The organism is Uliginosibacterium sediminicola (assembly GCF_039631295.1).
GTDB lineage: Bacteria > Pseudomonadota > Gammaproteobacteria > Burkholderiales > Rhodocyclaceae > Viridibacterium > Viridibacterium sediminicola.
Map to the genome: position 1 here is coordinate 43,424 of NZ_JBDIVE010000013.1, position 23,237 is coordinate 66,660.

General features: G+C 63.9%; 24 protein-coding genes and 1 tRNA gene. 19 read left to right on the forward strand and 6 right to left on the reverse strand.

The features are described 5' to 3' along the window. Positions 1–87: 87 nt before the first annotated feature. Positions 88–846: a uroporphyrinogen-III C-methyltransferase gene (cobA, locus tag ABDB84_RS18235; RefSeq protein ID WP_345921208.1), complete on the forward strand. Its 759-nt coding sequence runs from the start codon at positions 88–90 to the stop codon at positions 844–846. Positions 847–861: 15 nt separating this feature from the next. Here cobA and ABDB84_RS18240 read toward each other — a convergent pair whose 3' ends face one another. Continuing rightward, positions 862–1,818 carry an alpha/beta hydrolase gene (locus tag ABDB84_RS18240; protein ID WP_345921209.1) on the reverse strand — a complete coding sequence of 319 codons (957 nt, stop codon included), beginning with the start codon at positions 1,816–1,818 and terminating at the stop codon, positions 862–864. 68 nt (positions 1,819–1,886) lie between these two features. Between ABDB84_RS18240 and ABDB84_RS18245 the strand changes: the two genes are divergently transcribed. The 4 genes from ABDB84_RS18245 to ABDB84_RS18260 all read left to right on the forward strand — a co-directional run bounded on the left by ABDB84_RS18245 (position 1,887) and on the right by ABDB84_RS18260 (position 5,916). Then, on the forward strand, positions 1,887–2,486 hold the full coding sequence (locus ABDB84_RS18245; protein ID WP_345921210.1) for a transglutaminase-like domain-containing protein: 600 nt from the start codon (positions 1,887–1,889) through the stop codon (positions 2,484–2,486). Between the two features lie 548 nt (positions 2,487–3,034). After that, entirely contained in the window at positions 3,035–4,021 is a 987-nt protein-coding gene (locus tag ABDB84_RS18250; protein WP_345921211.1) for a TRAP transporter substrate-binding protein, read from the forward strand. A 102-nt stretch (positions 4,022–4,123) separates the two neighbouring features. Next, the gene (locus tag ABDB84_RS18255; protein ID WP_345921212.1) at positions 4,124–4,573 is read left to right on the forward strand and encodes a TRAP transporter small permease; all 450 of its coding nucleotides are present in this window, start codon (positions 4,124–4,126) and stop codon (positions 4,571–4,573) included. Next, positions 4,564–5,916: a TRAP transporter large permease gene (locus ABDB84_RS18260; RefSeq protein WP_345921213.1), complete on the forward strand. Its 1,353-nt coding sequence runs from the start codon at positions 4,564–4,566 to the stop codon at positions 5,914–5,916. Before ABDB84_RS18255 ends, ABDB84_RS18260 begins: the two co-directional genes overlap by 10 nt. 134 nt (positions 5,917–6,050) lie before the next feature. Here the strand turns inward: ABDB84_RS18260 and ABDB84_RS18265 are convergent, their stop codons facing one another. Both ABDB84_RS18265 and ABDB84_RS18270 read right to left on the reverse strand, forming a co-directional pair. Next, on the reverse strand, positions 6,051–6,797 hold the full coding sequence (locus tag ABDB84_RS18265) for a FadR/GntR family transcriptional regulator (protein ID WP_345921214.1): 747 nt from the start codon (positions 6,795–6,797) through the stop codon (positions 6,051–6,053). A 236-nt stretch (positions 6,798–7,033) separates the two neighbouring features. Next, positions 7,034–7,118, reverse strand: a tRNA-Leu gene (locus ABDB84_RS18270). Between the two features lie 81 nt (positions 7,119–7,199). Between ABDB84_RS18270 and queA the strand changes: the two genes are divergently transcribed. The 13 genes from queA to ABDB84_RS18335 all read left to right on the forward strand — a co-directional run bounded on the left by queA (position 7,200) and on the right by ABDB84_RS18335 (position 19,518). Continuing rightward, the gene (gene queA / locus ABDB84_RS18275) at positions 7,200–8,255 is read left to right on the forward strand and encodes a tRNA preQ1(34) S-adenosylmethionine ribosyltransferase-isomerase QueA (protein WP_345921215.1); all 1,056 of its coding nucleotides are present in this window, start codon (positions 7,200–7,202) and stop codon (positions 8,253–8,255) included. Further along, complete coding sequence (gene tgt / locus ABDB84_RS18280; protein ID WP_345921216.1) at positions 8,252–9,364, forward strand: tRNA guanosine(34) transglycosylase Tgt; 1,113 nt, start codon at positions 8,252–8,254, stop codon at positions 9,362–9,364. Before queA ends, tgt begins: the two co-directional genes overlap by 4 nt. 89 nt (positions 9,365–9,453) lie before the next feature. Then, positions 9,454–9,789, forward strand: coding sequence for a preprotein translocase subunit YajC (gene yajC, locus ABDB84_RS18285; RefSeq protein WP_345921217.1), 336 nt, complete (start codon positions 9,454–9,456; stop codon positions 9,787–9,789). 73 nt (positions 9,790–9,862) lie between these two features. Beyond that, complete coding sequence (gene secD, locus ABDB84_RS18290; RefSeq protein ID WP_345921218.1) at positions 9,863–11,707, forward strand: protein translocase subunit SecD; 1,845 nt, start codon at positions 9,863–9,865, stop codon at positions 11,705–11,707. 21 nt (positions 11,708–11,728) lie between these two features. Further along, positions 11,729–12,667 carry a protein translocase subunit SecF gene (gene secF / locus ABDB84_RS18295; RefSeq protein ID WP_345921219.1) on the forward strand — a complete coding sequence of 313 codons (939 nt, stop codon included), beginning with the start codon at positions 11,729–11,731 and terminating at the stop codon, positions 12,665–12,667. A 182-nt stretch (positions 12,668–12,849) separates the two neighbouring features. Beyond that, complete coding sequence (locus tag ABDB84_RS18300; RefSeq protein ID WP_345921220.1) at positions 12,850–13,806, forward strand: AraC family transcriptional regulator; 957 nt, start codon at positions 12,850–12,852, stop codon at positions 13,804–13,806. 147 nt (positions 13,807–13,953) lie between these two features. Beyond that, entirely contained in the window at positions 13,954–14,412 is a 459-nt protein-coding gene (locus ABDB84_RS18305; RefSeq protein ID WP_345921221.1) for a (2Fe-2S)-binding protein, read from the forward strand. 11 nt (positions 14,413–14,423) lie between these two features. Continuing rightward, positions 14,424–16,628, forward strand: a complete 2,205-nt coding sequence (locus ABDB84_RS18310) for a xanthine dehydrogenase family protein molybdopterin-binding subunit (RefSeq protein WP_345921222.1) — start codon at positions 14,424–14,426, stop codon at positions 16,626–16,628. A gap of 1 nt (position 16,629) precedes the next feature. Continuing rightward, positions 16,630–17,646, forward strand: coding sequence for an XdhC family protein (locus tag ABDB84_RS18315; RefSeq protein ID WP_345921223.1), 1,017 nt, complete (start codon positions 16,630–16,632; stop codon positions 17,644–17,646). Between the two features lie 4 nt (positions 17,647–17,650). Beyond that, the gene (locus ABDB84_RS18320) at positions 17,651–18,262 is read left to right on the forward strand and encodes a nucleotidyltransferase family protein (RefSeq protein WP_345921224.1); all 612 of its coding nucleotides are present in this window, start codon (positions 17,651–17,653) and stop codon (positions 18,260–18,262) included. After that, a complete protein-coding gene (locus tag ABDB84_RS18325) occupies positions 18,259–18,690 on the forward strand; it encodes a cyclophilin-like fold protein (RefSeq protein WP_345921225.1) in 432 nt (143 codons plus the stop codon). The genes ABDB84_RS18320 and ABDB84_RS18325 overlap by 4 nt, the downstream gene beginning before the upstream one ends. A 169-nt stretch (positions 18,691–18,859) precedes the next feature. Beyond that, complete coding sequence (locus tag ABDB84_RS18330) at positions 18,860–19,123, forward strand: type II toxin-antitoxin system Phd/YefM family antitoxin (protein WP_345921226.1); 264 nt, start codon at positions 18,860–18,862, stop codon at positions 19,121–19,123. Then, positions 19,120–19,518: a type II toxin-antitoxin system VapC family toxin gene (locus tag ABDB84_RS18335; protein ID WP_345921227.1), complete on the forward strand. Its 399-nt coding sequence runs from the start codon at positions 19,120–19,122 to the stop codon at positions 19,516–19,518. Before ABDB84_RS18330 ends, ABDB84_RS18335 begins: the two co-directional genes overlap by 4 nt. Before the next feature lie 205 nt (positions 19,519–19,723). Here the strand turns inward: ABDB84_RS18335 and ABDB84_RS18340 are convergent, their stop codons facing one another. From ABDB84_RS18340 to ABDB84_RS18350, 3 genes are read right to left on the reverse strand one after another with little or no spacing between them, the layout of a single operon-like run. After that, positions 19,724–20,734: an NADP-dependent oxidoreductase gene (locus tag ABDB84_RS18340; protein WP_345921228.1), complete on the reverse strand. Its 1,011-nt coding sequence runs from the start codon at positions 20,732–20,734 to the stop codon at positions 19,724–19,726. Next, positions 20,731–21,561, reverse strand: a complete 831-nt coding sequence (locus tag ABDB84_RS18345; RefSeq protein ID WP_345921229.1) for an oxidoreductase — start codon at positions 21,559–21,561, stop codon at positions 20,731–20,733. Before ABDB84_RS18345 ends, ABDB84_RS18340 begins: the two co-directional genes overlap by 4 nt. Next, a complete protein-coding gene (locus tag ABDB84_RS18350) occupies positions 21,558–22,364 on the reverse strand; it encodes an SDR family NAD(P)-dependent oxidoreductase (RefSeq protein ID WP_345921230.1) in 807 nt (268 codons plus the stop codon). The genes ABDB84_RS18345 and ABDB84_RS18350 overlap by 4 nt, the downstream gene beginning before the upstream one ends. Before the next feature lie 148 nt (positions 22,365–22,512). Between ABDB84_RS18350 and ABDB84_RS18355 the strand changes: the two genes are divergently transcribed. After that, positions 22,513–23,088: a TetR/AcrR family transcriptional regulator gene (locus ABDB84_RS18355; RefSeq protein WP_345921231.1), complete on the forward strand. Its 576-nt coding sequence runs from the start codon at positions 22,513–22,515 to the stop codon at positions 23,086–23,088. Positions 23,089–23,237: the final 149 nt, after the last annotated feature.

The window sequence follows — 23,237 nt, forward strand, 5'->3', positions numbered from 1 at the left end:
CGCAGCCACAGGCGTGAATCAGATTGCGCGCAGCGACGCACGCAGCAGCAAGCCGTTACAATCGCGGCACCAACGGAACCTGATCCCATGACCGAATCCCATCCTCGCAAAGGCAGTGTCGCCCTGGTCGGCGGCGGCCCCGGCGACCCCGACCTGCTCACCGTCAAAGCCGTCAGACTGCTGGCCGCGGCGGACGCCATCGTGCACGACCATCTGGTCAGCGACGAAGTACTGGGCCTCTGCCGCGCCGATGCCGAGCGCATCTACGTCGGCAAGCAATCAGGCAAGCATACGCTGCAACAGGAGGCGATCAACGCCTTGCTGATCAAACTGGCGCAAGAAGGCAAGCAGGTGGTCCGCCTCAAGGGTGGCGACCCGTATATTTTCGGTCGTGGCGGTGAAGAGGCACAGGCGCTGTACGCCGCGGGCGTCGCCTTTGAAGTGGTGCCGGGCATCACCGCCGCCTGCGGTGCCGGCGCCTATGCGGGCATTCCGCTGACGCATCGCGACCACGCGCAATCGGTGGTCTTCGTCACCGGCCATCTGCGTGACGACAGCTGCGATCTGGACTGGCTGGCGCTGACCCGCCCGCAACAAACGGTGGTGATCTACATGGGCGTGCTGGCCCTGCCCGACATCAGCCGCCAGCTGATCGCCCACGGCATGCCGCCGGACACCCCGGCCGCCTGCATCCGCCGCGCCACCCATGCCGATCAGCGCAGCGTGATCAGCACCATCGCAGAACTACCCGCCGCCGTCATCGCCGCCAGCCTGCGCCCGCCAGCCTTGCTGATCATCGGCAGCGTGGTCGCGCTGCGCGAGCAGCTCGACTGGTTCGAACACTGAGCCGCCCAACACCACTCAGGCAAACGCCTGACGCAGCGCAGCGGCAATCTCGCGCTGAGCACGGGCCGCGTCGGGCAGGATGCGATCCATGGTCAGGAAGCCGTGAATCATGCCGGCGTACTCGCTGTACTGCGTCGACACGCCGGCCGCTTGCAGCGCCTCGGCATAGGCACGTGCGTCATCGCTCAGCGGGTCGTGCTGCGCAGTGAGGATCAGCGCCGGCGGCGCAGCGCCCAGATCCGGCGCCAGCAAGGGCGATGCGCGCCAGTCATAGCGGTCAGACTCGGCCGGCAGGTAGTTGCGCTGGAACCACTCGATCGAGGCGCGATCAAGAAAATAGCCCTCGGCATAGCGCTCATGCGAGGCGCGCGTGCTGGTCTGGTCTGTCGTCGGATAGACCAGCAGCTGCAAACGCAGCGGCGCGACCTGGCCCGCCTGCACGCGCTCACGAGCGAGCAGACTTGCCACGGCAGCCAGATTGCCGCCCGCCGAATCGCCGCCGATGGCGATGCGTTGGGCATCGAGCCCCAGCGCAGCGGCCTCGCGTTGCAGGTAAGCCAGGGCGTAGCAGGCATCATCCAGCGCGGCCGGAAACTGATTCTCGGGCGCCAGCCGATAGTCCAGCGCGAGCACCGCGCACGCCGCCTGCGCGCAGAACTGGCGACACAGCACGTCGTAGCCGGCCAGATCGCCCAGAGTCCAGCCGCCGCCATGCAGCCACAACAGCACCGGCAGCGGCGATGCAGCCTCCAACGGGGTGTAGAGGCGGGCCTGCAAAGCGCCGCCGGCGAACTCGCGGCGCGGCACACTCAAGCTGCGCGCTTCGGCAATCGGCGGCGCTTCGCCACGGTAGGCATAGAGCAGCTTGTGGAAATTGCGCCGCGCGAATTCAAGCGGCTGTTCCTGCAGACGCGGTGCTTCAACGCGCCCGAGCATGTCGAGCAACTGGCGGACTTCGGGGGGTAAGGACATCGGCAGGTCGGCAGACAAAACCACATATTACAATCGCCGCTCCTCCGCCGACGCCCCAGAGCTGCAGCATGAAGCCGGTCGCCCCGCTGAGCGCCTATCTGGCCAGCTCGGAACACATTGATGCCACGCATCCACTGATTGCCGCCCGTGCGCAAACCCTGGCGGCGGGCGCTGGCGACGAACGGGAGGTGGCGGCGCGCTGCTTTCACTTCGTGCGTGACGAAATCCGCCATAGCTGGGACTTCCGCCAGGGGCCACTGACCTGCAGCGCCTCCGCCGTACTACGCCACGGCACCGGCTACTGCTATGCCAAGAGCCACCTGCTGGCCGCCCTGCTGCGCGCCAACGGCATCGCCGCCGGCCTGTGCTACCAGCGTCTGTCGGTCAATGACAGCGGGCCGCCGTACTGCCTGCACGGACTCAATGCCGTCTTGCTGCCGGAGCATGGCTGGTACCGCCTCGATGCGCGTGGCAACAAACCCGGCGTTGCGGCGCACTTCACGCCGCCACACGAAGCGCTGGCCTTCGCGCTGCGCGAGGCAGAGGAATGCGACTTCGCGGAGATCTGGCCTGAGCCTCTGCCTGTTGTCGTCGAAGCGCTCCTTAGCGCGGGCGACATCGAAACCCTGCACGCAGCACTACCGGACCAGCCGCCGCAAGGCCGCTGAAGCCGCCCTTCCGCACGCCTCGCCGCCAGCGGCGGCACTGACGACGCAGCAGCCAGGCGCTTCGCATCGCCGATGCTTTACCGCAAAGCAACATTTTTGGAATACGTTTTCCTTAAATTTCAAAATCTTAGCCGGTGGCAAGCGGCGCGCCGAAGCTGCGTTTTCCAGAGGCGATTTCTGAGGTTTTGAGCAGCATCACAAAGTATGACAACAATGATGCACAAAATTCAATTGCCTGACATTTGTCAACAAATTCGCACAATTACGTCACGAATAAGGCAGCAAGTTGTGTGACTCGTTGACAACATTGCTCACATGTCAGGCAAAATGCGCCCATAAGTTTTCCTGAATGACTTATTTCAAAAGCGAATGGCGCGGATGCAAAGCAGTCCTCAGGGCCTGCGGCCGATCTATCCAGGCGCGATCAGGGAAGCTGAAAACCGTGTCGCCAGTTGCAGCGCACAACATCTGAAATGAGCAACTGGCGGCTATTCAGAACCTGTTTCCGGGAGACATCCCGTCTCCACTACTTCAACCGAGGAGGATGCATGAAGCCGAATTTCGTAAAAATGCTGGGGGTCGTTGCAGCAGTGAGCTGTGCCGTGTTGTCGATGTCGGTACAAGCACGTGAATTCCGTTCTGCCGATGTCCACGCCAAGGACTTCCCGACCAACCAGGCCGTGGCCTTCATGGGTCAGCAACTCTCGCAAGAGACCGGCGGCAAGGACAAGATCAAGGTCTTCGGCGACAGCATGCTCGGCTCGGAACAGGACACCGTCGAACAAGTGAAGATCGGCGCGCTGGACATGGTTCGCGTGAGCAGCGCCACCTTCCACGGCATCGTGCCGGAATCGCTGATCCCCGCACTGCCCTTCCTGTTCCGCGACATCAATCACTTCCGCAAGGCGATGTACGGCGCTGAAGGCGACAAGATCCTCGCTGCCTTCGACAAGGCCGGCTTCGTTGCCCTCGCCTTCTATGAGAGCGGTGCCCGCTCGGTCTACGCCAAGAAGCCGATCAAGACCGTCGCCGACATGAAGGGTCTGAAGATCCGCGTGCAGAACTCGGACCTGATGGTCAGCCTGGCCAGCGCACTGGGCGCCAGCCCGACGCCGATGCCGATGGCCGAGGTCTATACCGGCCTGAAGACCGGTCTGGTCGATGCCGCCGAGAACAACTACCCGTCCTACGACGAAGCCAAGCACTACGAATCGGCACCGGTCTACAGCGAAACCCTGCACGTGATGATGCCGGAAGTGCTGGTCTTCTCGAAGAAGGTCTGGGACACGCTGAGCAAGCCCGAGCAGGACGCACTGCGCAAGGCCGCCAAAGCTTCGGTGCCCTACTACCAGAAGCTCTGGGAAGCCAAGGAAGTCGCTTCCAAGGCGGCTGTGATCAAGGGTGGCGCGAAGATCGTGTCGGCCGCCGAGATTGATCGCGCCGGCTTCGTGAAGGCCGAAAAGCCGGTGTGGGACAAGTTCGCCAACACCCCGGCTCTGAAGGCGCTGGTGCAGGAAATCGTCAACGTCAAGTAATCCTTGATTGTCAGGACAAACCCCGTGGCCTTGCTGCGGGGTTTTCGGAGATCGGTAATGAATTGGCTTACTGCACTGAATTCCAGGCTATCGCGATGGTCGATGTATATCGCCAGCGTCTGCCTGGTCGGCCTAGTGGTCGTCGTCGATTACGGCGTCATCATGCGCTATGGCTTCAATGATGCGCCCCCGTTCATGGAACAGGTGGCCTTGCTGCTGGTGATCTCGGTGGCCATGTTCGGCGCTTCAGCCGGCGTGCGCGATGCCGGCCACATCGGCGTCGAATCCCTCGTCGGCCTGCTGCCGGAGCGTCCCAAGTTCTGGGTGGGCGTACTCGCTGGCCTGCTGACCACCGCTTTCGCCGTGATCCTGTTCATCGGCTGCGGCAGCATGGCGCTCAATACCTACGAGCACAGCATTCCCATCCTTGGCATTCCCGAAGCGACGCGCTATGTGCCGCCGATGATTGCTGGCGTGCTCATCGTGCTGTTCTCCATCGAGCATCTGATTGCCATGTTTACTAAAAAGAAGGTGGTTCCATCATGGCACTGACCGTACTCTGTCTGGGCTTTATCTTCTTCATCATCGTCGGTGTTCCGGTCGCCTTCTCGATCGGCCTGGCCTGCCTGCTCACCTATATGGTTGAAGGCCTGCCGCTGAGCACCGCATTCCAGATGATGATCTCCGGGATGAACGCGTTCTCCTTCCTGGCGATTCCGTTCTTCATCTTCTCCGGCGAGCTGATGCTGCACGGCGGCGTGGCAGACAAGATCGTCAATTTCGCGCGTACCCTGGTCGGCCACTGGAAAGGCGGCCTCGGCATGGCCAACGTGGTGGCCTGCACGCTGTTCGGTGGCGTCTCCGGCTCGCCGGTGGCCGACACCTCGGCAATGGGCGGCGTGATGATCCCGATCATGAAGCGCGAAGGCTACAGCGCCGACTACGCGGTGAACGTCACCACGCACGCCTCGCTGTCCGGCGCGCTGATGCCGACCTCACACAACATGATCATCTACGCCTTCGCGGCGCAGACGGCCGCCGGCATGATCGGCGACCAGGTGATCAAGGGCGTGTCGATCGGTGACCTGATGTTCGCGGGCCTGGTGCCGGTGTTCTGGATCATGACCTGCTGCCTCTCGGCCGCTTACTACCAGGCCGTCAAGTGCGGCTTCCCCAAGCGCGCCGATGGCACCTCGATGGTCAGCGTGTTCCCCGGCTGGATGGCGGTTACCCGCTCCCTGGTTGCGGCACTGCCCGGTCTGGCGATCATCGCCATCATCCTGGTCTGCGTGATGGAAGGCATCGCGACGGCCACCGAAGCGGCGGCGATTGCGGTGACCTACTCGCTGTTCCTGACCGGCGTGCTGTACCGCACCCTGAGCTGGCAAAACCTGCTCAAGGCGCTGGCCAAAGCGGGCAAGACCACCGGCGTGATCCTGCTGCTGATCGGTGTGTCGAACATGCTGCGCTGGCAAATGGCCTGGCTGGAGATTCCGGAAGCGATGTCCGAAGCCCTGCTCTCGGCCACCCATACGCCTTGGCTGATGCTGCTCTACATCAACATCATCCAGGTCTTCCTCGGCATCTTCCTGGACATGGCTGCGCACATCCTGATCACCGCGCCGCTGTTCCTGCCGCTGGCGATCCAGATGGGTGTCGGTCCGGTGCAATTCGGCATGATGCTGCTGCTCAACTGCGCACTGGGCCTGGTTCACCCGCCGGTCGGCACGGTGCAGTTCGTCGGTTGCGCGATTGGCGAAGTGTCGATCGGGCAAGTCATGAAGACGGTGTGGCCGTACTACCTCGCGATCTGGACGGCGATCCAGCTGGTGACCTACGTCCCCTCGTTCTCAACCTGGCTACCCACCCTGATCACCGGGCACGTCGTCCTCTAGCGGAGACGAAGCAACAAGAACGAAGCAACACAAAACGCCGCCGGCATGCAAATGCCGGCGGCGTTTTTATGTGTAGGTAGCGGGATCAAACCGACAAAGAAAAACGGCAGCGCATGGCTGCCGTTTCAGACAATTCAGAAAGTGCGGCCTTGCGGCAGATTCGGCCCTTCGAACAGGCGCCGCCGCGCATTGCCCAGATGAAAGCGCATCGCCTCAGCGGCATCCATCGACGAACCCTTTTCGATGGCGGTGAGGATTTCGCGGTGCTCGATCTGCACCATCTCGCGCCACACGCGCTCGCGCTCCAGCGACAGATTGAGCGCCAGACGCATGCCGACACGCATCTGTTCGATGATCAATTCCAGCGCGGTATGGAAGAAAACGTTCTGCGAAGCACGGGCGATGGCCAGATGGAACTGCAGATCGGCATCGACGTATTGCGCGTTGTTGTCGGCCGCACGGGCGCCCTCGAGCACCTCGAACTGGTTGCGAATCTCCTCCAGATCACGCGGGGTGCGCAGATCGGCGGCCAGCCCCGCACCGGCCGGCTCCAGCGCCATGCGGAAGGCAAAACAGCGCTGCACGTCGGCAATGCTTTCGATGGCGCCAAAGCGGCGGATGTTGCGGTCAGGCCGGCGCAGCACATAGCTGCCGGAACCGCGCCGCGAAGCGACCAAGCCGTCAAGGCGTAGACGCGAGAGCGCCTCGCGCACGGTCGGCCGCGACACGCCGTACTTCTGCGCCAGTTCCGCCTCGGTGGGCAGGCGTGCGCTCTCGGCGTACTCGCCGCTGGACATTGCCTCGATGATACCCGCATAGACGGTATCGACTCTGTTCTTACCGGCGCCTGAGGCTGCCTTATCTGATGCTGTCTCGACCATTGTTCCTCCCTAGGAAGAACCCGTATTCTGCCCTAGATTCAAGCGCCTGCTTTGATCCTGCGCGTTCGCTTGCCTCAGGTATGGGCCTTCAGCCACAAAAATGGTAGATTCCGGGCGCCCTGCATGACAAGGCAAGCGGCAAAACGCCACCCGCCCGACAAGCGCCCTGATGCGCGCCGTGCTGCGTTATGTATTTTGCTCTGGGAATACCTGCTTCAGAACTGAAACAGGATAACTGGTGCCGGGAGAGGGACTCGAACCCTCGCGCCTTTCGGCGGCGGATTTTGAATCCGCTGCGTCTACCGATTCCGCCACCCCGGCAGGGGGAGGCCGGATTATCCCTGAAGCGCAGCGCCGCAGCAAGCGGCGCCCGATTGTTTTTTTATACCGTGCAAGAAGCTGATGTCCCTGACCCTAGACGATTTCGATTACCACCTGCCACCTGAGCTGATCGCCCAGACCGCCCTCGCCGACCGCGCCGCCTCGCGCCTGCTCGTCGTCCAGAATGATGCGCTGGACGACCGCGTGTTCCGCGATCTGCCCAGCCTGCTGCGCGCCGGCGACCTGCTGGTGTTCAACGACAGCCGCGTGCTGCATGCCCGCCTGTTCGGCCACAAGGAGAGCGGCGGCCAGGTCGAGGTGATGATCGAGCGCCCGCTCGGCGACCACGAAGCACTGGCGATGATCCGCGCCAGCAAGTCACCCAAACCCGGCAGCCGCATCCGCCTGGCCGAAACCTTCGAGGTCGAGGTGCTAGGCCGCGCCGGCGAGTTCTTCCATCTGCGTTTTCCGGCCGACGACACGGCCGTCAATTACATCGAGCGCTTTGGCAAGCTGCCACTGCCACCCTATATCGAGCACGCCGCCACGGCGGGCGACGAATCGCGCTACCAGACGGTTTATGCGCGCGAACTGGGCAGCGTCGCCGCACCGACCGCCGGCCTGCACTTTGACGAAGCGCTGTTCGCCGAGCTTGATGCGCTGGGCGTGACGCGCGCCTTTGTCACCCTGCATGTCGGCGCCGGCACCTTCCAGCCGGTACGCGAGCACGATCTGTCGCGTCACCAGATGCATCGCGAGCTGTACAGCATTCCAACGGAAACCGTCGCCGCCGTGGCGCGCACGCGTGCCGCCGGCGGTCGCGTGATCTGCGTCGGCACCACCTCGCTGCGGGCGCTCGAATCGGGCGCACAAACGGGCCAGCTCGTCGCCGGCAGCGCCGAGACCGGCATCTTCATCATGCCGGGCTACCATTTCCAGGTCGCCGATGCGCTGATCACCAATTTCCACCTGCCCAAATCCACCTTGCTGATGCTGGTCTCGGCACTGGCCGGCCGCGATACCATCCGCCGCGCCTATGCCCACGCCATCGCCCAGCGTTACCGCTTCTTCAGCTACGGCGATGCGATGTTCCTCGCGGGCCTGAGCGACAGCCTCACCGAAAGAAAGTCCGCATGAAATTCGATCTCCTCAAAACCGACGGCCAGGCCCGTCGCGGCCGCCTGCAACTGGCCCACGGCACGGTGGAAACACCGGTGTTCATGCCGGTCGGCACCTATGGCACGGTCAAGGCGATGAGCCCTGATGAACTCACCGACATCGGCGCGCAGATCGTGCTCGGCAACACCTTCCACCTGTGGCTGCGTCCCGGCCTGGAGGTGATGAGCAAGTTCGGCGGCCTGCATGACTTCATGCAATGGAAGAAGCCGATCCTCACCGACTCGGGCGGCTTCCAGGTGTTCTCGCTGGGCGCGCTGCGCAAGATCACCGAGGAAGGCGTCAAGTTCTCCTCGCCGATCGATGGCCGCAAGCTCTTCCTCACACCCGAGGAATCGATGCGCATCCAGCACGGCCTCAATTCCGACATCGTGATGATCTTCGACGAATGCACGCCCTACCCGGCCACCCACGAGGAAGCCGCCAAGTCGATGCGCATGTCGGCACGCTGGGCACGGCGCTCGCGCGACGCGCATGACACGCTGGGCAACAGCAATGCACTGTTCGGCATCGTGCAGGGCGGCATGTATGAAGACCTGCGCGATGAATCGCTCGCCGGTCTGGCCGAGATCGGCTTTGACGGCTTTGCAGTCGGCGGCCTGTCGGTGGGCGAGCCCAAGGAAGAGTTCTACCGCGTGCTGGCCCACACCGGCCCACGCCTGCCGGCTGACAAGCCGCATTACCTGATGGGCGTCGGCACGCCGGAAGACCTGGTCTATGGCGTCAGCCAGGGCATCGACATGTTCGACTGCGTGATGCCGACCCGCAACGCGCGCAACGGCTGGCTGTTCACCCAATGGGGCAATCTGAAGATCCGCAATGCCGTGCATCGCGATGATCCGCGCCCGCTCGACGAGGACTGCGGCTGTTATACCTGCCGTAATTTCTCGCGCGCCTACCTGCACCATCTGGACCGCGCGCAGGAGATGCTGGGCCCGCGTCTGATGACCATCCACAACCTCTATTACTACCAGCAGCTGATGCGCGAGATCCGTGAAGCCATCGATGCGGATCGTTTTGCGCAATTCGCGGTCGAATTCGCCGCACGACGCGCCCGTGGTGTGGCCTGACGTCTGTCAAGCACATCGCAGCGCAATAAGTACGAACTGCCCGGCCTGCTATACTCGCCGGCTTCCGATTGATGTTGCTGGAGTAAAACGTGTTCCTGATCTCTGACGCTGTTGCACAAACCACCGCCGCCGCCGGCGATACCTCAAGCCTGCTGGCTGGCCCGCTGCCGATGTTGGTGGTCATGGGTCTGGCCATGTATTTCATGATCATTCGCCCGCAATCGAAGCGCGCCAAGGAGCTCAAGGCGCTGATCGACTCGCTCTCCAAGGGCGACGAAGTGATGACCCAGAGCGGTCTGGCGGGCACCGTTGTCGAAGTGCGTGACAACTTCGTCAAGCTGGAAATCGCCGACAAGGTCGAAGTGCTGCTGCAAAAGTCCGCCGTGGCCGCCGTCCTGCCCAAGGGCACGCTGAAGTCCGTGTGAGCGCGCCGGGCCGTCCAGCATCGCGCTGGCACGGCCCTTCGTCTCTGCCCTCCCCTCTCATTCCTCGCTCACCATGAATCGTTATCCGCTCTGGAAGAACCTGTCGATCCTGCTGGTGCTGATCGTCGGTCTGCTCTACACCTTGCCGAACTTCTTCGGCGAAGTGCCTGCCGTGCAGGTGTCCTCAAGCCGCGCCACCGTCAAGATCGATGCCGCAGTCGAGACACGCGTGCTCGACGCACTCAACCAGGCGGGTATCAAGAACACCGGCAGCCTGCGTGACGAGACCAGCCTGCGCGTACGCTTCAGCGACACGGATACCCAGCTCAAGGCGCGCGACCTGATCGAGCACACGCTCAATCCGGACCCCAAGGACACCAGCTACGTCGTTGCGCTCAACCTGCTGTCGGCCAGCCCGCGCTGGATGACTTCGATCAACGCGCTGCCGATGTACCTTGGCCTGGACTTGCGCGGCGGCGTGCACTTCCTGCTGCAAGTGGACATGAACGGTGCGCTGACCAAGCGCCTGGACGCCACCTCGGCCGACCTGCGCACCCTGCTGCGTGAGAAAGACATCCGCCAGGGCGGCATCCGCCGCGATGGCATCACGCTGACGATCCGCTTCGCCGATGCCGCCGCACGCCAGAAAGCGCGCTACGCGATCAGCGACAACCACCCAGACCTGACCCTCAGCGAACGCAGCGAAGGCAACGACCAGCTGCTCATCGCCAGCCTCTCGCCGACCGAACAAAAGCGCATCCAGGACGAGGCGATCAAGCAGAACATCACCACCCTGCACAACCGCGTCAATGAACTGGGCGTAGCTGAACCGGTGATCCAGCAGCAAGGCGCCGACCGCATCGTCGTCGAACTGCCCGGCGTGCAAGACGTGGGTAAGGCCAAGGACCTGATCGGCCGTACCGCCACGCTGGAAGTGCGTCTGGTGCAGGAAGGCGCGGACCTGAGCGACCCCTCGTTGTCGGGCGCCGAGAGCTTCCCGGAAATCCGTGATGGCGTGAGCTACCCGGTGTTCGTCAAGAAGCAGGTGGTGCTCACCGGCGACCGCTTCGTCGGCGCCGGCGCCAGCTTCGACAGCAATCAGAACCCCGCCGTGTCGGTGCAACTGGATGCCGCCGGCGGCCGCATCATGCGCCAGGTCACGCGTGAGAACATCAAGAAGCGCATGGCCATCCTGCTGTTCGAAAAGGGCAAGGGCGAAGCCATCTCGGTGGCCACCATCCAGAGCGAGTTCGGCAACCGCTTCGAGATCACCGGCCAGTTCTCCACCGAAGAGACCAACCGCCTGGGCATCCTGATCCGCTCCGGCTCGCTGGCTGCGCCGATGGACATCATCGAAGAGCGCACCATCGGCCCGAGCCTGGGTGCTGACAACATCAAGAAGGGCTACGAATCGACGCTGTGGGGCTTTGTCGCCATCGCCGTGTTCATGTGCTTCTACTACATGCTGTTCGGCCTGATCTCGACGCTGGCGCTGGGCGCCAACCTGCTGCTACTGGTCGCCCTCCTGTCGATGCTGCAAGCGACGCTGACCCTGCCGGGTATCGCCGCTATCGCGCTGGCACTGGGGATGGCCATCGACTCCAACGTGCTGATCAATGAACGCATCCGCGAAGAACTGCGCAACGGCGCCAGCCCGCAAGCGGCGATCAACGCCGGTTACGAACGCGCCTTCGGCACCATTCTGGACTCCAACGTCACCACGCTGATCGCCGGCCTGGCGCTGTGGATCTTCGGTTCCGGTCCGGTACGCGGCTTCGCGACGGTGCACGTGCTGGGCATCCTGACCTCGATGTTCAGCGCGGTGTTCGTCTCGCGCATGATCACCAACTTCGTCTACGGCCGCCGCCGCAAGCTCGACAAGCTCGCGATCGGTCAAATCTGGAAGGCCGGCGCCTGACAAGGCGGCGGGAGAGAAACCATGGAATTTTTCCGCATCCACAAAGACATCCCGTTCATGAAACGGGCCCTGGTCTTCAACGTCATCTCGTTGGCGACCTTCATTCTGGCGGTGGCCTTCATCCTCATCCGCGGCCTGCATTACTCGGTGGAATTCACCGGCGGCACGGTGATGGAGGTGGCCTACCAGGAAGCGCCGCAGCTCGATTCGCTGCGCGGCGCGCTCAACCAGATCGGCTACCCCGATGCGCTGGTGCAGAACTTCGGCACCTCGCGTGACATCATCATCCGCGTGCCCAACCGCGCCGATGAAAGCTCGGCCAAGGTCTCGGACAAGATCATGGCCAGCATCAAGGCGGCAAGCAGCGGCCACCCCGAGCTGCGCAGCGTGTCCTTCGTCGGCCCGCAGGTCGGCAAGGAGCTGGCGCAGGACGGTTCGATGGCCCTGCTGGTGGTGGTGGTCGGCATCATGATCTACCTCGCCCTGCGCTTCGAATGGCGCTTCGCGCTGTCAGCAATCATCGCCAACCTGCATGACGTGGTGATCATCGTCGGCTTCTTTGCACTGTTCCAGTGGGAGTTCTCGCTACCGGTGCTGGCCGCCATCCTGGCCGTGCTGGGGTACTCGGTGAATGAATCGGTGGTGGTCTTCGACCGCGTGCGCGAAACCTTCAAGAACAGCCGCATGCGCGCCCTCAGCGTACCCGAAGTGCTCGACCACGCCATCACCAGCACCATCTCGCGGACCATCATCACCCACGGTTGTACGCTGATGATGGTGCTGTCGATGTTCTTCTTCGGCGGCCCGACCCTGCACTACTTCTCGCTGGCCCTGGCCATCGGCATCTGCTTCGGCATCTACTCCTCGGTGCTGGTCGCCAGCCCGCTGGTGATGTGGCTGGGCGTGTCGCGCGAGCAGTTCATCAAGCCGGTCAAAAAGAAAGAAGAAGCCGTCGTCTGAGCCCACGCTCCGACGCAGCACTGCACAGATCGGCCACCGCATCATCGGTGGCCGATTTTTTTGCCACCCGCAGCAGCGAACAATCCTCCGTATTTCTTGCCTGATCCTCCAATCTGCACGCCATATTCAGGACAAACCATGCGCTGCCGATTACATTGGCAAGGGCTGATCACGGAGGCGACATGGCGCTCGATACCCATTCACAGACCACACAGTGCAGCGCCTTGCATCAGGCGCTGGCGGCGGCAATTGCCAAGCGCACAACGGGCGACGAGGATCTGTGCACGCGCATCCCCGCCCTGCTGTTCTTCCGCCGCGAGAAGATCACCCAGCCCTGCGCCTGTATGGTCGAACCCAGCGTGGTGCTGGTGTCCCAGGGCGCCAAGCAGATGCTGGTCGGCGATGACGCCTACCCCTACGACCGCGAACGCTTCCTGATCAATTCCATCGACTTGCCGGCCAGCTCGCAGGTGATCGAGGCGAGTACGGAAGAACCCTGTCTGGGCCTGGTCTTGAAACTCGATCTGCGCATCATGGCCGAGCTGATCGCCCAGGGCGGGCTGACCCCGCCGCTGGAGCGTGGTGCCAATCGCGGTGTCGCCCTGGGCACCACCACGCCCGATTTGCTCGAACCGATCAAGCGCCTGGTCGATCTGCTCGACGAGCCCGATGCGATTGCCGTGCTGGCCCCGCTGATCCAGCGCGAAATCCACTACCGCCTGCTGTTGAGCGACCAGGCCGAACGCCTGTGGCAAATCGTCTCATCAGGCAGCCAGAGCCAGCGCATCTCGCGCGCCATCGACTGGCTGAAGGCGCACTATGCCGAGCCGCTGCGCATCGAGGAACTGGCCGCACGCATCCAGATGAGTCAGTCCAGCCTGCATCACCACTTTCGCCAACTCACGGCGATGAGCCCGCTGCAGTACCAGAAGTGGCTGCGCCTCAACGAGGCACGCCGCCTGATGCTCAACGAGCATGTGGATGCCGCCAGCGCCGCCTTCCAGGTCGGCTACGAGAGCGCCTCGCAATTCAGCCGCGAGTACAGCCGCCTGTTCGGCGCACCGCCCAGGCGCGACATCGAAAGCCTGCTCAAACGCCCGGTCCGCCCCAGCCGTGCCAGCGCACGCGTGCCAGCCTGATATGCCGTTCGGCTAGCACCCTAATGGTTTGCCCTGATTCGACCTGGCTTTGGAGAATCAGGCAAGAACCGAGCAGGATTGAGCTAACTCATCGGCTGGCCTCTGCGCAGAATGCATACCTGCATTCCTGCGCCCACGGAGACCCCAATGATCACCCTCAACATCAACGGTAAAGCCACGCGCGTCGACGTGGCGCCTGACACCCCCCTGCTGTGGGTGCTGCGCGACACGCTGCAGCTGACCGGCACCAAGTTCGGCTGCGGCATGGCCCTGTGTGGCGCCTGTACCGTGCATATGGATGGCCAGCCGATCCGCTCCTGTGTCACGCCGGTATCGGTCGCCGCCGGGCACAAGATCACCACCATCGAAGGCGTCGACAAGCAGAAGGTCGCGCAAGTCGTACAGGAAGCCTGGAAGCGCCTCGATGTCGTGCAGTGCGGCTACTGCCAGTCCGGCCAGATCATGAGCGCCGTCGCCCTGCTGACCAAGAACCGCAAGCCGAGCGATGCCGACATCGACGCCGCGATGGCCGGCAACATCTGTCGCTGCGCCACCTATGTGCGCATCCGCGCTGCCATCCACGAAGCCGCCAAGGCCCTGGCCTGAGGAGCGCGAACATGAATAACACACCCCACATCGAGAACGATAGCCGCCGCCGCTTCCTGCAAGGCGTTGCCGGACTCAGCCTTGCCGTCTACCTGCCCACCACGCAAGCCGCCACCGGCCCTGGTTTGCCCCCCGGCGCTGCGGAAGCCGCCGCAAACTTCGAGCCCAATGCCTTCGTGCGCATCGGTACTGACAACGTCGTCACCGTCATCTCCAAGCACATCGAGATGGGTCAGGGCACCTACACCGGCATCGCCACCATCGTGGCGGAAGAACTCGACGCAGCCTGGTCGCAGGTGCGCGTCGAAGGCGCGCCGGCCGATGCCAAGCGTTATGCCAACACACTCTGGGGCCCGTTCCAGGGCACCGGCGGCAGCAGCGCCATGGCCAATAGCTGGATGCAGATGCGTCAGGCAGGCGCCGCCGCGCGCGCCATGCTCGTCGCCGCCGCAGCCAAGCAATGGCAAGTGCCGGCCAGCGAGATTGCGGTGAGCGAAGGCCTCATCAGTCACGCTGCGTCGAATCGCTCCGGCAAGTTCGGCGATTTCGTCCTCGCTGCCGCCAACGAGAGCGTGCCCGCCAACATCCAGCTCAAAGACCCCAAGGACTTCAAGCTGGTCGGCAAGCGCGCGCCGCGCAAGGATTCGGCCGACAAGGTCAATGGCAAAGCCATCTACACGCAGGACATCCATCTGCCCGGCATGCTCACCGCCGTCGTCGCGCACCCGCCGCACTTCGGCGCCAAGGTGAAATCTTTCGATGCCGCGCAAGCCAAGGCGATCAAGGGCGTGGTCGATGTCGTGGCGATTCCCACCGGCGTGGCCGTGCTCGCGCAAGACACCTGGAGCGCCAAGAAGGGCCGCGATGCACTGCGCATCGAGTGGGACGACAGCGCCGCCTTCAAGCTTGGCAGCGAGCAAATCCTCGCGCGCTACCACGCGCTTGCCAAGCAGCCCGGTGCCGTCGCGCACAAGAGCGGTGACGCTGACGCCGCCTTCGCTGCGGCCGCCAAGGTGCTGAGCGCGAGTTACGACTTCCCCTTCCTCGCCCATGCCGCGATGGAGCCGCTCAACTGCGTGGTGCGCCTGGGCAAGGACGAATGCGAGATCTGGAACGGCGAGCAGATGCAGACCGGCGACCAGATGGCTGTCTCTGCCCTGCTCGGCATCAAGGTCGAACAGGTCAAGATCAATATGCTCTACGCCGGGGGCAGCTTCGGCCGCCGTGGCAGCAAGGATGCTGACTACGTGCGCGAAGCCGTCACCATCGCCCAGGCCTTCCAGGGCCGCGCACCGGTGAAGATGGTGTGGTTCCGCGAAGACGACATGAAGGCGGGCTACTACCGTCCGATGTTCCACCACCGCATCGAAGCTGCGCTCGACGCACAAGGCAATGCCACCGCCTGGCGCCATCGCCTGGTCGGCCAGTCCATCCTCAGCGGCTCGCCGTTTGCAGGCATGGTGCAGAACGGCATTGACCCCGTCTCGGTCGAAGGTGCGGCCAACCTGCCTTACGCCATTCCCGCCAAGCTCGTTGACCTGCACACACCGACCGACATCGCCGTGCCCTCGCACTGGTGGCGTTCGGTCGGCTCCACCCACACGGCCTACTCCACCGAGACCTTCATTGACGAGCTCGCCAAGCAGGCCGGCAAAGACCCTGTCGCCTACCGTCTCGACCTGCTCAAGAACCAGCCGCGCCACAGCGCCGTGCTCAAGCTCGCCGCCGAAAAGGCCGGCTGGGGCACGCCGCTCAAGCCGGGCAAGAAGGGCGAGCGCCGCGCGCGTGGCGTGGCCGTGCATGAATCCTTCGGCAGCTATGTCGCCGAAGTGGCCGAGATCACCCTGCAGCGCGATGGCAGCATCCGCGTCGACCGCGTGGTGTGCGGCGTCGACTGCGGCGTGCCGATCAACCCGGACGTCATCCGCGCCCAGGTCGAAGGCTCCATCGGCTACGCACTCTCCGCCGCGCTGCATGGCGCCATCACGCTCAAGGAGGGCGTGGTCGAGCAATCCAATTTCCACGACTACGCGCCGATCCGCATCAACGAGATGCCGAAAGTCGAGGTGCATATCATCGCCTCGCCGGAGAAGCCGACCGGCATCGGCGAGCCCGCCGTGCCACCGCTGGCGCCTGCGGTCGCCAACGCGATTGCCGCCGCCAGCGGCAAGCGCCTGCGTGATCTGCCCTTCAAGACCGACACACTGAAAGCCTGACATGGACAGCGTCGATCTGCAGGTGCTCGCCACCGCACAACGCTGGGCCGCCGAAGGGCGCCGTTTCGCCTGGGTGACGGTAGCGCGCACCTGGGGTTCGGCGCCGCGCCCGCCCGGCGCCTGGCTGGTGCTGCGTGAAGATGGTCTGGTCGAAGGCTCGGTCTCCGGCGGTTGCATCGAAGACGACCTCATCGAGCGCATGCGCGAAGGGCGCCTGGCTGGCGAGCGGCCTTTCGCCCTGGTCTATGGCGTCACCAAGGAAGAGGCCGAACGCATCGGCCTGCCCTGCGGCGGGCGGCTCGAAGTGATCGTCGAACCGCAGCCCGATCTGGCCGTGCTCTACGAACTGGCCGCCCGCCTGGGCCTGCACCAGCTCGTCGCCAAGCGCGTCGATCTGGCCAGCGGCCGTACCACGCTCAGCCAAGCGCGGCGCGGCGAAGCGATGCGCTGGGACGGCCAGCAGTTGCTCACCGTACACGGCCCGCAGTGGCGTCTGCTGATCATCGGCGCCGGACAGATCTCGCGCTACCTCGCGCAGATGGCGCTGGCGCTCGATTACGACATCACGGTCTGCGACCCGCGCGAGGAATACATCCAGGGCTGGGATCTGCCCGGTACGCGCCTGGTCACCAGCATGCCCGACGACACCCTGCTGGCCATGGTGCCCGACGCCCGCTGCGCCGTCGTCGCGCTCACTCACGACCCCAAGCTCGATGACATGGTGCTGCTCGAAGCCCTGCGCTCGCCCGTCTTCTACGTCGGTGCGGTCGGCTCACGTGCCAACAACGACGCCCGCCGCGAACGCCTGATGACGCATTTTGACTTTACGGCCGCAGAGCTCAGCCGCCTGCACGGCCCGATCGGCCTGCCCATCGGCAGCCACACGCCGCCCGAGATCGCCGTGGCGATCCTCGCCGAGATGGTCGCCGTGCGCAATGGTGTTCAGCTTGACGCCCAGCTGCCGCGCTGGAGCGCCGCGCCCGCCAACAGCCAGGCCAGCGCCTGCGCCCTGCCCTGAACGCATGGATACGCCACGGCTCGTCGGCCTCCTCCTCGCTGCCGGCAGCGCGCAGCGCTTTGGCGACAACAAGCTGCTGCAACGCCTGCCCGATGGTGAGCTGATCATCGCGGCCAGCGCGCGGGCACTCCTCGCCGGTACGGATCACTGCATTGCGCTGATCCGCCCCGGCCAGCCCCAGCTGGCTCAGGCCCTGGCCGGGCTTGAGGTCGACATCATCGAGGTCGCCAACGCGCACGAAGGCATGGGCAGCACCCTGGCCAGCGGCATCCGTGCCGCGCGCGCAGCCATGCCTGAGCCGGCGAAAGCCTGGCTCGTCGCCCTCGGCGACATGCCCTGCCTCAAGCCTGGCACCGTCCGCGCCCTCGCCTCCGCCCTGCGCGAAGGTGCCGACATCGTCGCCCCGTTTCACGCTGGCCGACGCGGCCACCCGGTCGGCTTCGCCGCGCGCTGGGGCGATGCGCTCGGCGCCTTGCAGGGCGATGCCGGCGCACGCGACATCCTGCGCGAGCATGCCCAAAACATTGTGCGCGTCCCCGTGGACGACCCCGGCTGCCTGCTCGATATCGACACGCCCGCCGACCTGCTGGCCCTCAACACAGGCCAGCCAACATGACACGCCGCCACCTGCTCGCGCTGGCCGCCCTGCTGTGCGGCAGCCTCGTCAGCGCCACGGCACAAGATGCCCGCCCCATGAAGATACGCCTCCTCCTCAACGGCCAGAGCCTGCGCGCCACCCTCTACGACAACCCCAGCGCGCGCGATTTCTACAGCCTGCTACCGCTCACGCTGACGCTGGAGGACTACGCTGCGACGGAAAAGATCGCCTACCCGCCGCGCAAGCTCAGCACCCGCGACGCGCCCGAGGGCTTCACGCCCAGCGCTGGCGACATCAGCTACTACGCGCCCTGGGGCAACCTCGCGCTATTCCACAAAAGCTTTCGCTACTCCAGTGGCCTGGTCAGTCTGGGCAAGCTTGATTCAGGTGTGGAGTTGCTCAAGGCGCCGGGCAAGTTCGCGGTGCAAATCGAGCGGGTGGAGTAGTTGCGGACCGTGTAGCCGGAGACAGCGCAGCGGAGTCCAGGCGCGCATCAAGGTCAAGACATGAACCAGCGCAGCGGCCAGGCCTGAATCCAGCCACATCCTGGCTAACTTGGCTATATATTTTCAACATGCTAGCCTTGACGTGTACTCCACGTCTAGAAAGACCGCCATGCAAGTCAATATTCTCGCCGCCAAAAATCGTCTGTCACAGCTCGTCAAGTCCGCACAGGCCGGTGAAGAGGTCATCATCGCGAACCGTGGCGTGCCGGTTGCCCGACTGATCGCGACGGGCGCCGGCAACACCGGAACTGGTGATGCGCAGCCTGGCGGCGTACTCGCCTGGCTGGCACAGCACCCGCTGCCTGCACACGCTCGCCGCAGTCATGAGGCAATTGAAGCTGCACTCAACGAGGAACGCGCAGGGTGGGAATGATCTATGTCGACACCTGCCTGGTGATCTACGCCTTTGAAGATGACCCGCTATTCGGTGCTCGCGCACGCGCAGCCCTCGCCACCCAGGTGGCAGACCGCCTCGCGATATCGCCGCTGGTCAAATTCGAATGTCTGGTCGCGCCGATGAAACACGGCAATCTCGTGCTGCAACGCTACTACGAGGAAGGGCTGCAGCACTTCGCGCAGCTGGACATGCCGGAAGCGGTATTCATTCAGGGCGCGCAATTGCGCGCGCGCTTCGGCCTCAAGACGCCAGACGCCTTGCATCTGGCGACGGCGCAGCATCACGGCTGCGATGCACTGTGGACCAATGATGAACGCCTGGCACAGGCTGCGCATGGCCTGGCGATCAACGTGCTGGCGACCACCGTTTGATCATCAAAATCTGGCAACGCAAGGCCTGAGCCTCTCACCGTTCGCTAGCGCGCGTTCACATTCACCCAGCGGATTGCGTGAACGTAAACACGCCCTAGGCTAGGCTCGGAGCGCAGCGGAATCCGGGAGCGCCTTCAAGGCAAGGACCTGAACCCGGATGACGCGAACGCCTCCAGCCGGGCGATTTGCTGATCACGCGCGCTGCTCAGGCCCTCAGCATCTGCACAACGACCTTGCCTTTGGCCCGGCCTTGCTCCAGATAGGCAAGCGCCTCAAGAGTCTGGGCGAAGGGAAATACCCTGTCGATCACCGGGCGGATGTGGCCTGCCTCCAGCAGCTTGCTAATCTGCGAGAGCTGGCGGCCATCAGCGCGCACGAAGAGGAATGAGTAGGCGGCGCCGCGCTGCCGCGCTCGCCGGATGATCTTGCTGCTCAACAAACCGAACAAGCACTTCAGCACGAAGTTCATGCCTCGCTTGCGGGCGAACGCGGCGTCAGGCGGGCCGACCAGCGAGATGACCTGGCTATCGGGCTTCAGGATCTGCAGCGACTTCTCGATGCCGTCGCCACGCACGGTGCCCAGCACCATGTCATAGCCCTGCAAGGTCTGCTCGAACGCCTGCTTTTTGTAATCGATGATCTCGTCCGCACCGAGGCGCTTCACCAGATCCAGATTGCCGGTGCTGGTCGTTGTACCGACCTTGGCGCCGAAATGTTTGGCGAGCTGGATGGCGAAGGTGCCGATGCCGCCCGAGCCTGCGGGAATGAATACCTTGTGACCGGGTTGTATATCTGCGCGCACACGCAGGGCTTGCCAGGCGGTGAGCCCGACCATCGGGATCGAGGCGGCTTCCACGAAGTCCAGATTGGCCGGCTTGAGCGCCGCAGCGCGCTCGGGCACCACGGCAAAATCGGCAAGCGACCCGATGCCCAGATCGAAAAGGCTGGCAAAAATAGCGTCGCCCACCTTGAAGCGCGTGACGCGACTGCCCACTTCCACCACCACACCGGCCAGATCGCTGCCCATCGTCGCCGGCAGCTGGAACTTCAGGATGGGCTTGAAGGCGCCCGTCGGGATCATGTTATCGACCGGATTCAATCCGGCGGCATGAACCTCGACGAGCATTTCATCCGACTTGATTGTGGGCCGTGGCAGCTCGGCGAATTCGAGCTGCGCGGATTTGCCATAGCGCTTCAAGACAAGTGCTTTCATCATATTTTTCCTGCGCGCGTAAAGGTATCCAGCAGCAGATCTCGTCGAATGCCCATGTCGAGCAAAGCGGCCGGCGCGAAGCGTCGCGCCAGTCGCAAACGATGCGCCAGCTTGCCCGCTGTGTAGCGGATTTTCGGATTGGCGGCGCTGACGGCTTCGAGCACCACATCGGCCACCACCTCAGGCTTGTCGCCCGCTTCAACCAGCTTGCGCACAAGCTTGCTCAGTCCAACCCGTACCGCGCGGTACTCATCGAGCGGAGTATCGGCCTCCAGCGCATTGCTGTCGAACTGTGTGTTGGTGTAGGCAGGCTCTATAAGCGAGACGCGGATGCCGCGCGTGCGCAGCTCATGATCGAGCGATTCGGAATAGCCCTCGACCGCATGCTTGGTCGCCGCGTAGTGCGCCATATACGGCGCGGGCAGGAAGCCCAGCACCGAGCTGATGTTGATGATGCGGCCGCTGCCCTGGCTCCGCATGTGCGGCACCACGGCGCTGGTCATGCGCACCAGCCCGAAGTAGTTGGTCTCGAAAATCGAGCGCGCCTGCTCGATAGAGACCTCCTCCGCGCCAGCCGGCGCCACGCCGAAACCGGCGTTATTGACGAGCAGGTCGATGTGCCCGTGCTGACGCAACAATTCCTCAACCAGCGCCTCCACAGAAGCGTCGCTGGTCACATCCAGCGGCAGCATCGAGAAAGGACGGCTGCCCATCACCCCGCCTCGTCTGCTGGTGCCATAGACCCGGTAGCCCGCGTGCGCGAGCCGCTCTGCCGTTGCTTTGCCGATGCCTGATGAGGCTCCGGTCACGATCGCAATCTTGCTGCTCATGCGGCGGCCTTCCCATAACGTGCAGCCGCGTGTTGCAGAGAGATGCGCGGAGTAAGGCTGAGGCGCGTTGCGTTGAGGGTATTCCAGTCGGCGATTTCAGGCAGGGACGGAATCGTCACCGTCTCGCCCAGATCCAGGCCGGCCAGTGCCGCATCGACCATCTCGCCAACTTCCATCACCATCGCGGCGGGCAGATTGGCGATATCAACGCCGGCCCGCGCCCACAGCTCGGTACGTGTCGCGCCGGGCAAGACCACTTGCACGCGCACGCCCTTGGGCGCCAGCTCCTTGTCCAATGCCTGGCTGAGGTTGAGCACATAGGCCTTGGTGCCACTGTAAGCGCCGTTGAAGAGCTCCGGCGCCAGCGCCAGGGCCGACGCAACGTTGATCAGCGTGCCGCGCTCGCGCGTGGCGAAAGCCCCGGCAGCGGCCACGGCAAGTCGCGTCACGGCCAGCACGTTCAGGCTGATCATGCGCTCCAGCGCGTCGGGGTCGGAATCCAGCAGTGAAGTGCTGACGGCAACGCCCGCATTGTTCACCAGCATGCTGATCGACGAATCGCTGCTCAGGCGCTGCACCACCCGGGCGACATCGGTGGCGACAGTCAGATCTGCGCTCAGGGTATCGACGCTGACGCCGAACTCGGCGCGCAGTCGCGCCGCCACATCGTCCAGCCGCGCTTGATCGCGTGCTACCAACAGCAGGTCAAACCCGCGTTGCGCCAGACGCTCGGCGTATGCCGCACCAATGCCTGTTGAGGCGCCTGTAATCAGAGCTGTGCCCTGTTTGTCGTGCTTGTTCATGTTTGCTCCAGATTGTTGGGGGTCTGATGGCCAAGCACTCTGCTGGTTAATTGCCGGCCGCCTTTAAATGATGATCGTCATCATTGTTTATATATTACGTTCGTAATCTATAATGTCAAGAACGTTGTGGAATGAGTGAGGCAGAAAAGTGAAAGTCAGCAGAGCTGAAGCAGCACAAAACCGCGAGCGGATCATCGATACGGCGGCCAAGTTGTTCCGCGAGCGCGGCTTCGACGGCATCGGTGTGGCCGACCTGATGAAATCCGCCGGCATGACGCACGGCGGCTTCTATGGGCACTTCGCGTCGAAAGAGGATCTGATGGCGCAAGCCAGCATGCACGCGTTGGAGGGCAGCCTGAACACGCTGCGGCAAGTCGTCGAGCATGACCGCGAGAACGCCCTGGCGATCATCGCGTCCACTTACCTGTCGACCACGCACCGCGATCAGCGCGGCGAAGGATGTGCAATGGCGGCGCTCGGCGCCGAGGCCGCACGCCACGGCTCTCCCCTGCGCGCCGCGTTTACGCAAGGCGTGCGCACAACCGTCGAGCTCATCACCGAGCTTGTCACGGGCCGCACCCGACGCGCCAAGCATCAGCGCGCCTTGACGATCTACGCCAGCATGGTGGGCGCGCTCGTGCTCGCACGCGCGGTTGAGGACGAAGCCCTCTCGGCAGAAATACTGGAGTCGGTGCTGGCGTCCATTGTTCCCGAGGCCGACTGAGCGGCGAAACCGCGCAAGCCCCAGGCAGGACAGCCCGGCGCTTCAAGGCGCCGGGCAAGTCGAGAATTTGAATGACTGCAGAACAGCGGCATCTGCACACAGGCGAAGTACAGACATCCGTGCGCAAGGATGCCTGCAGCCCGTGCCAC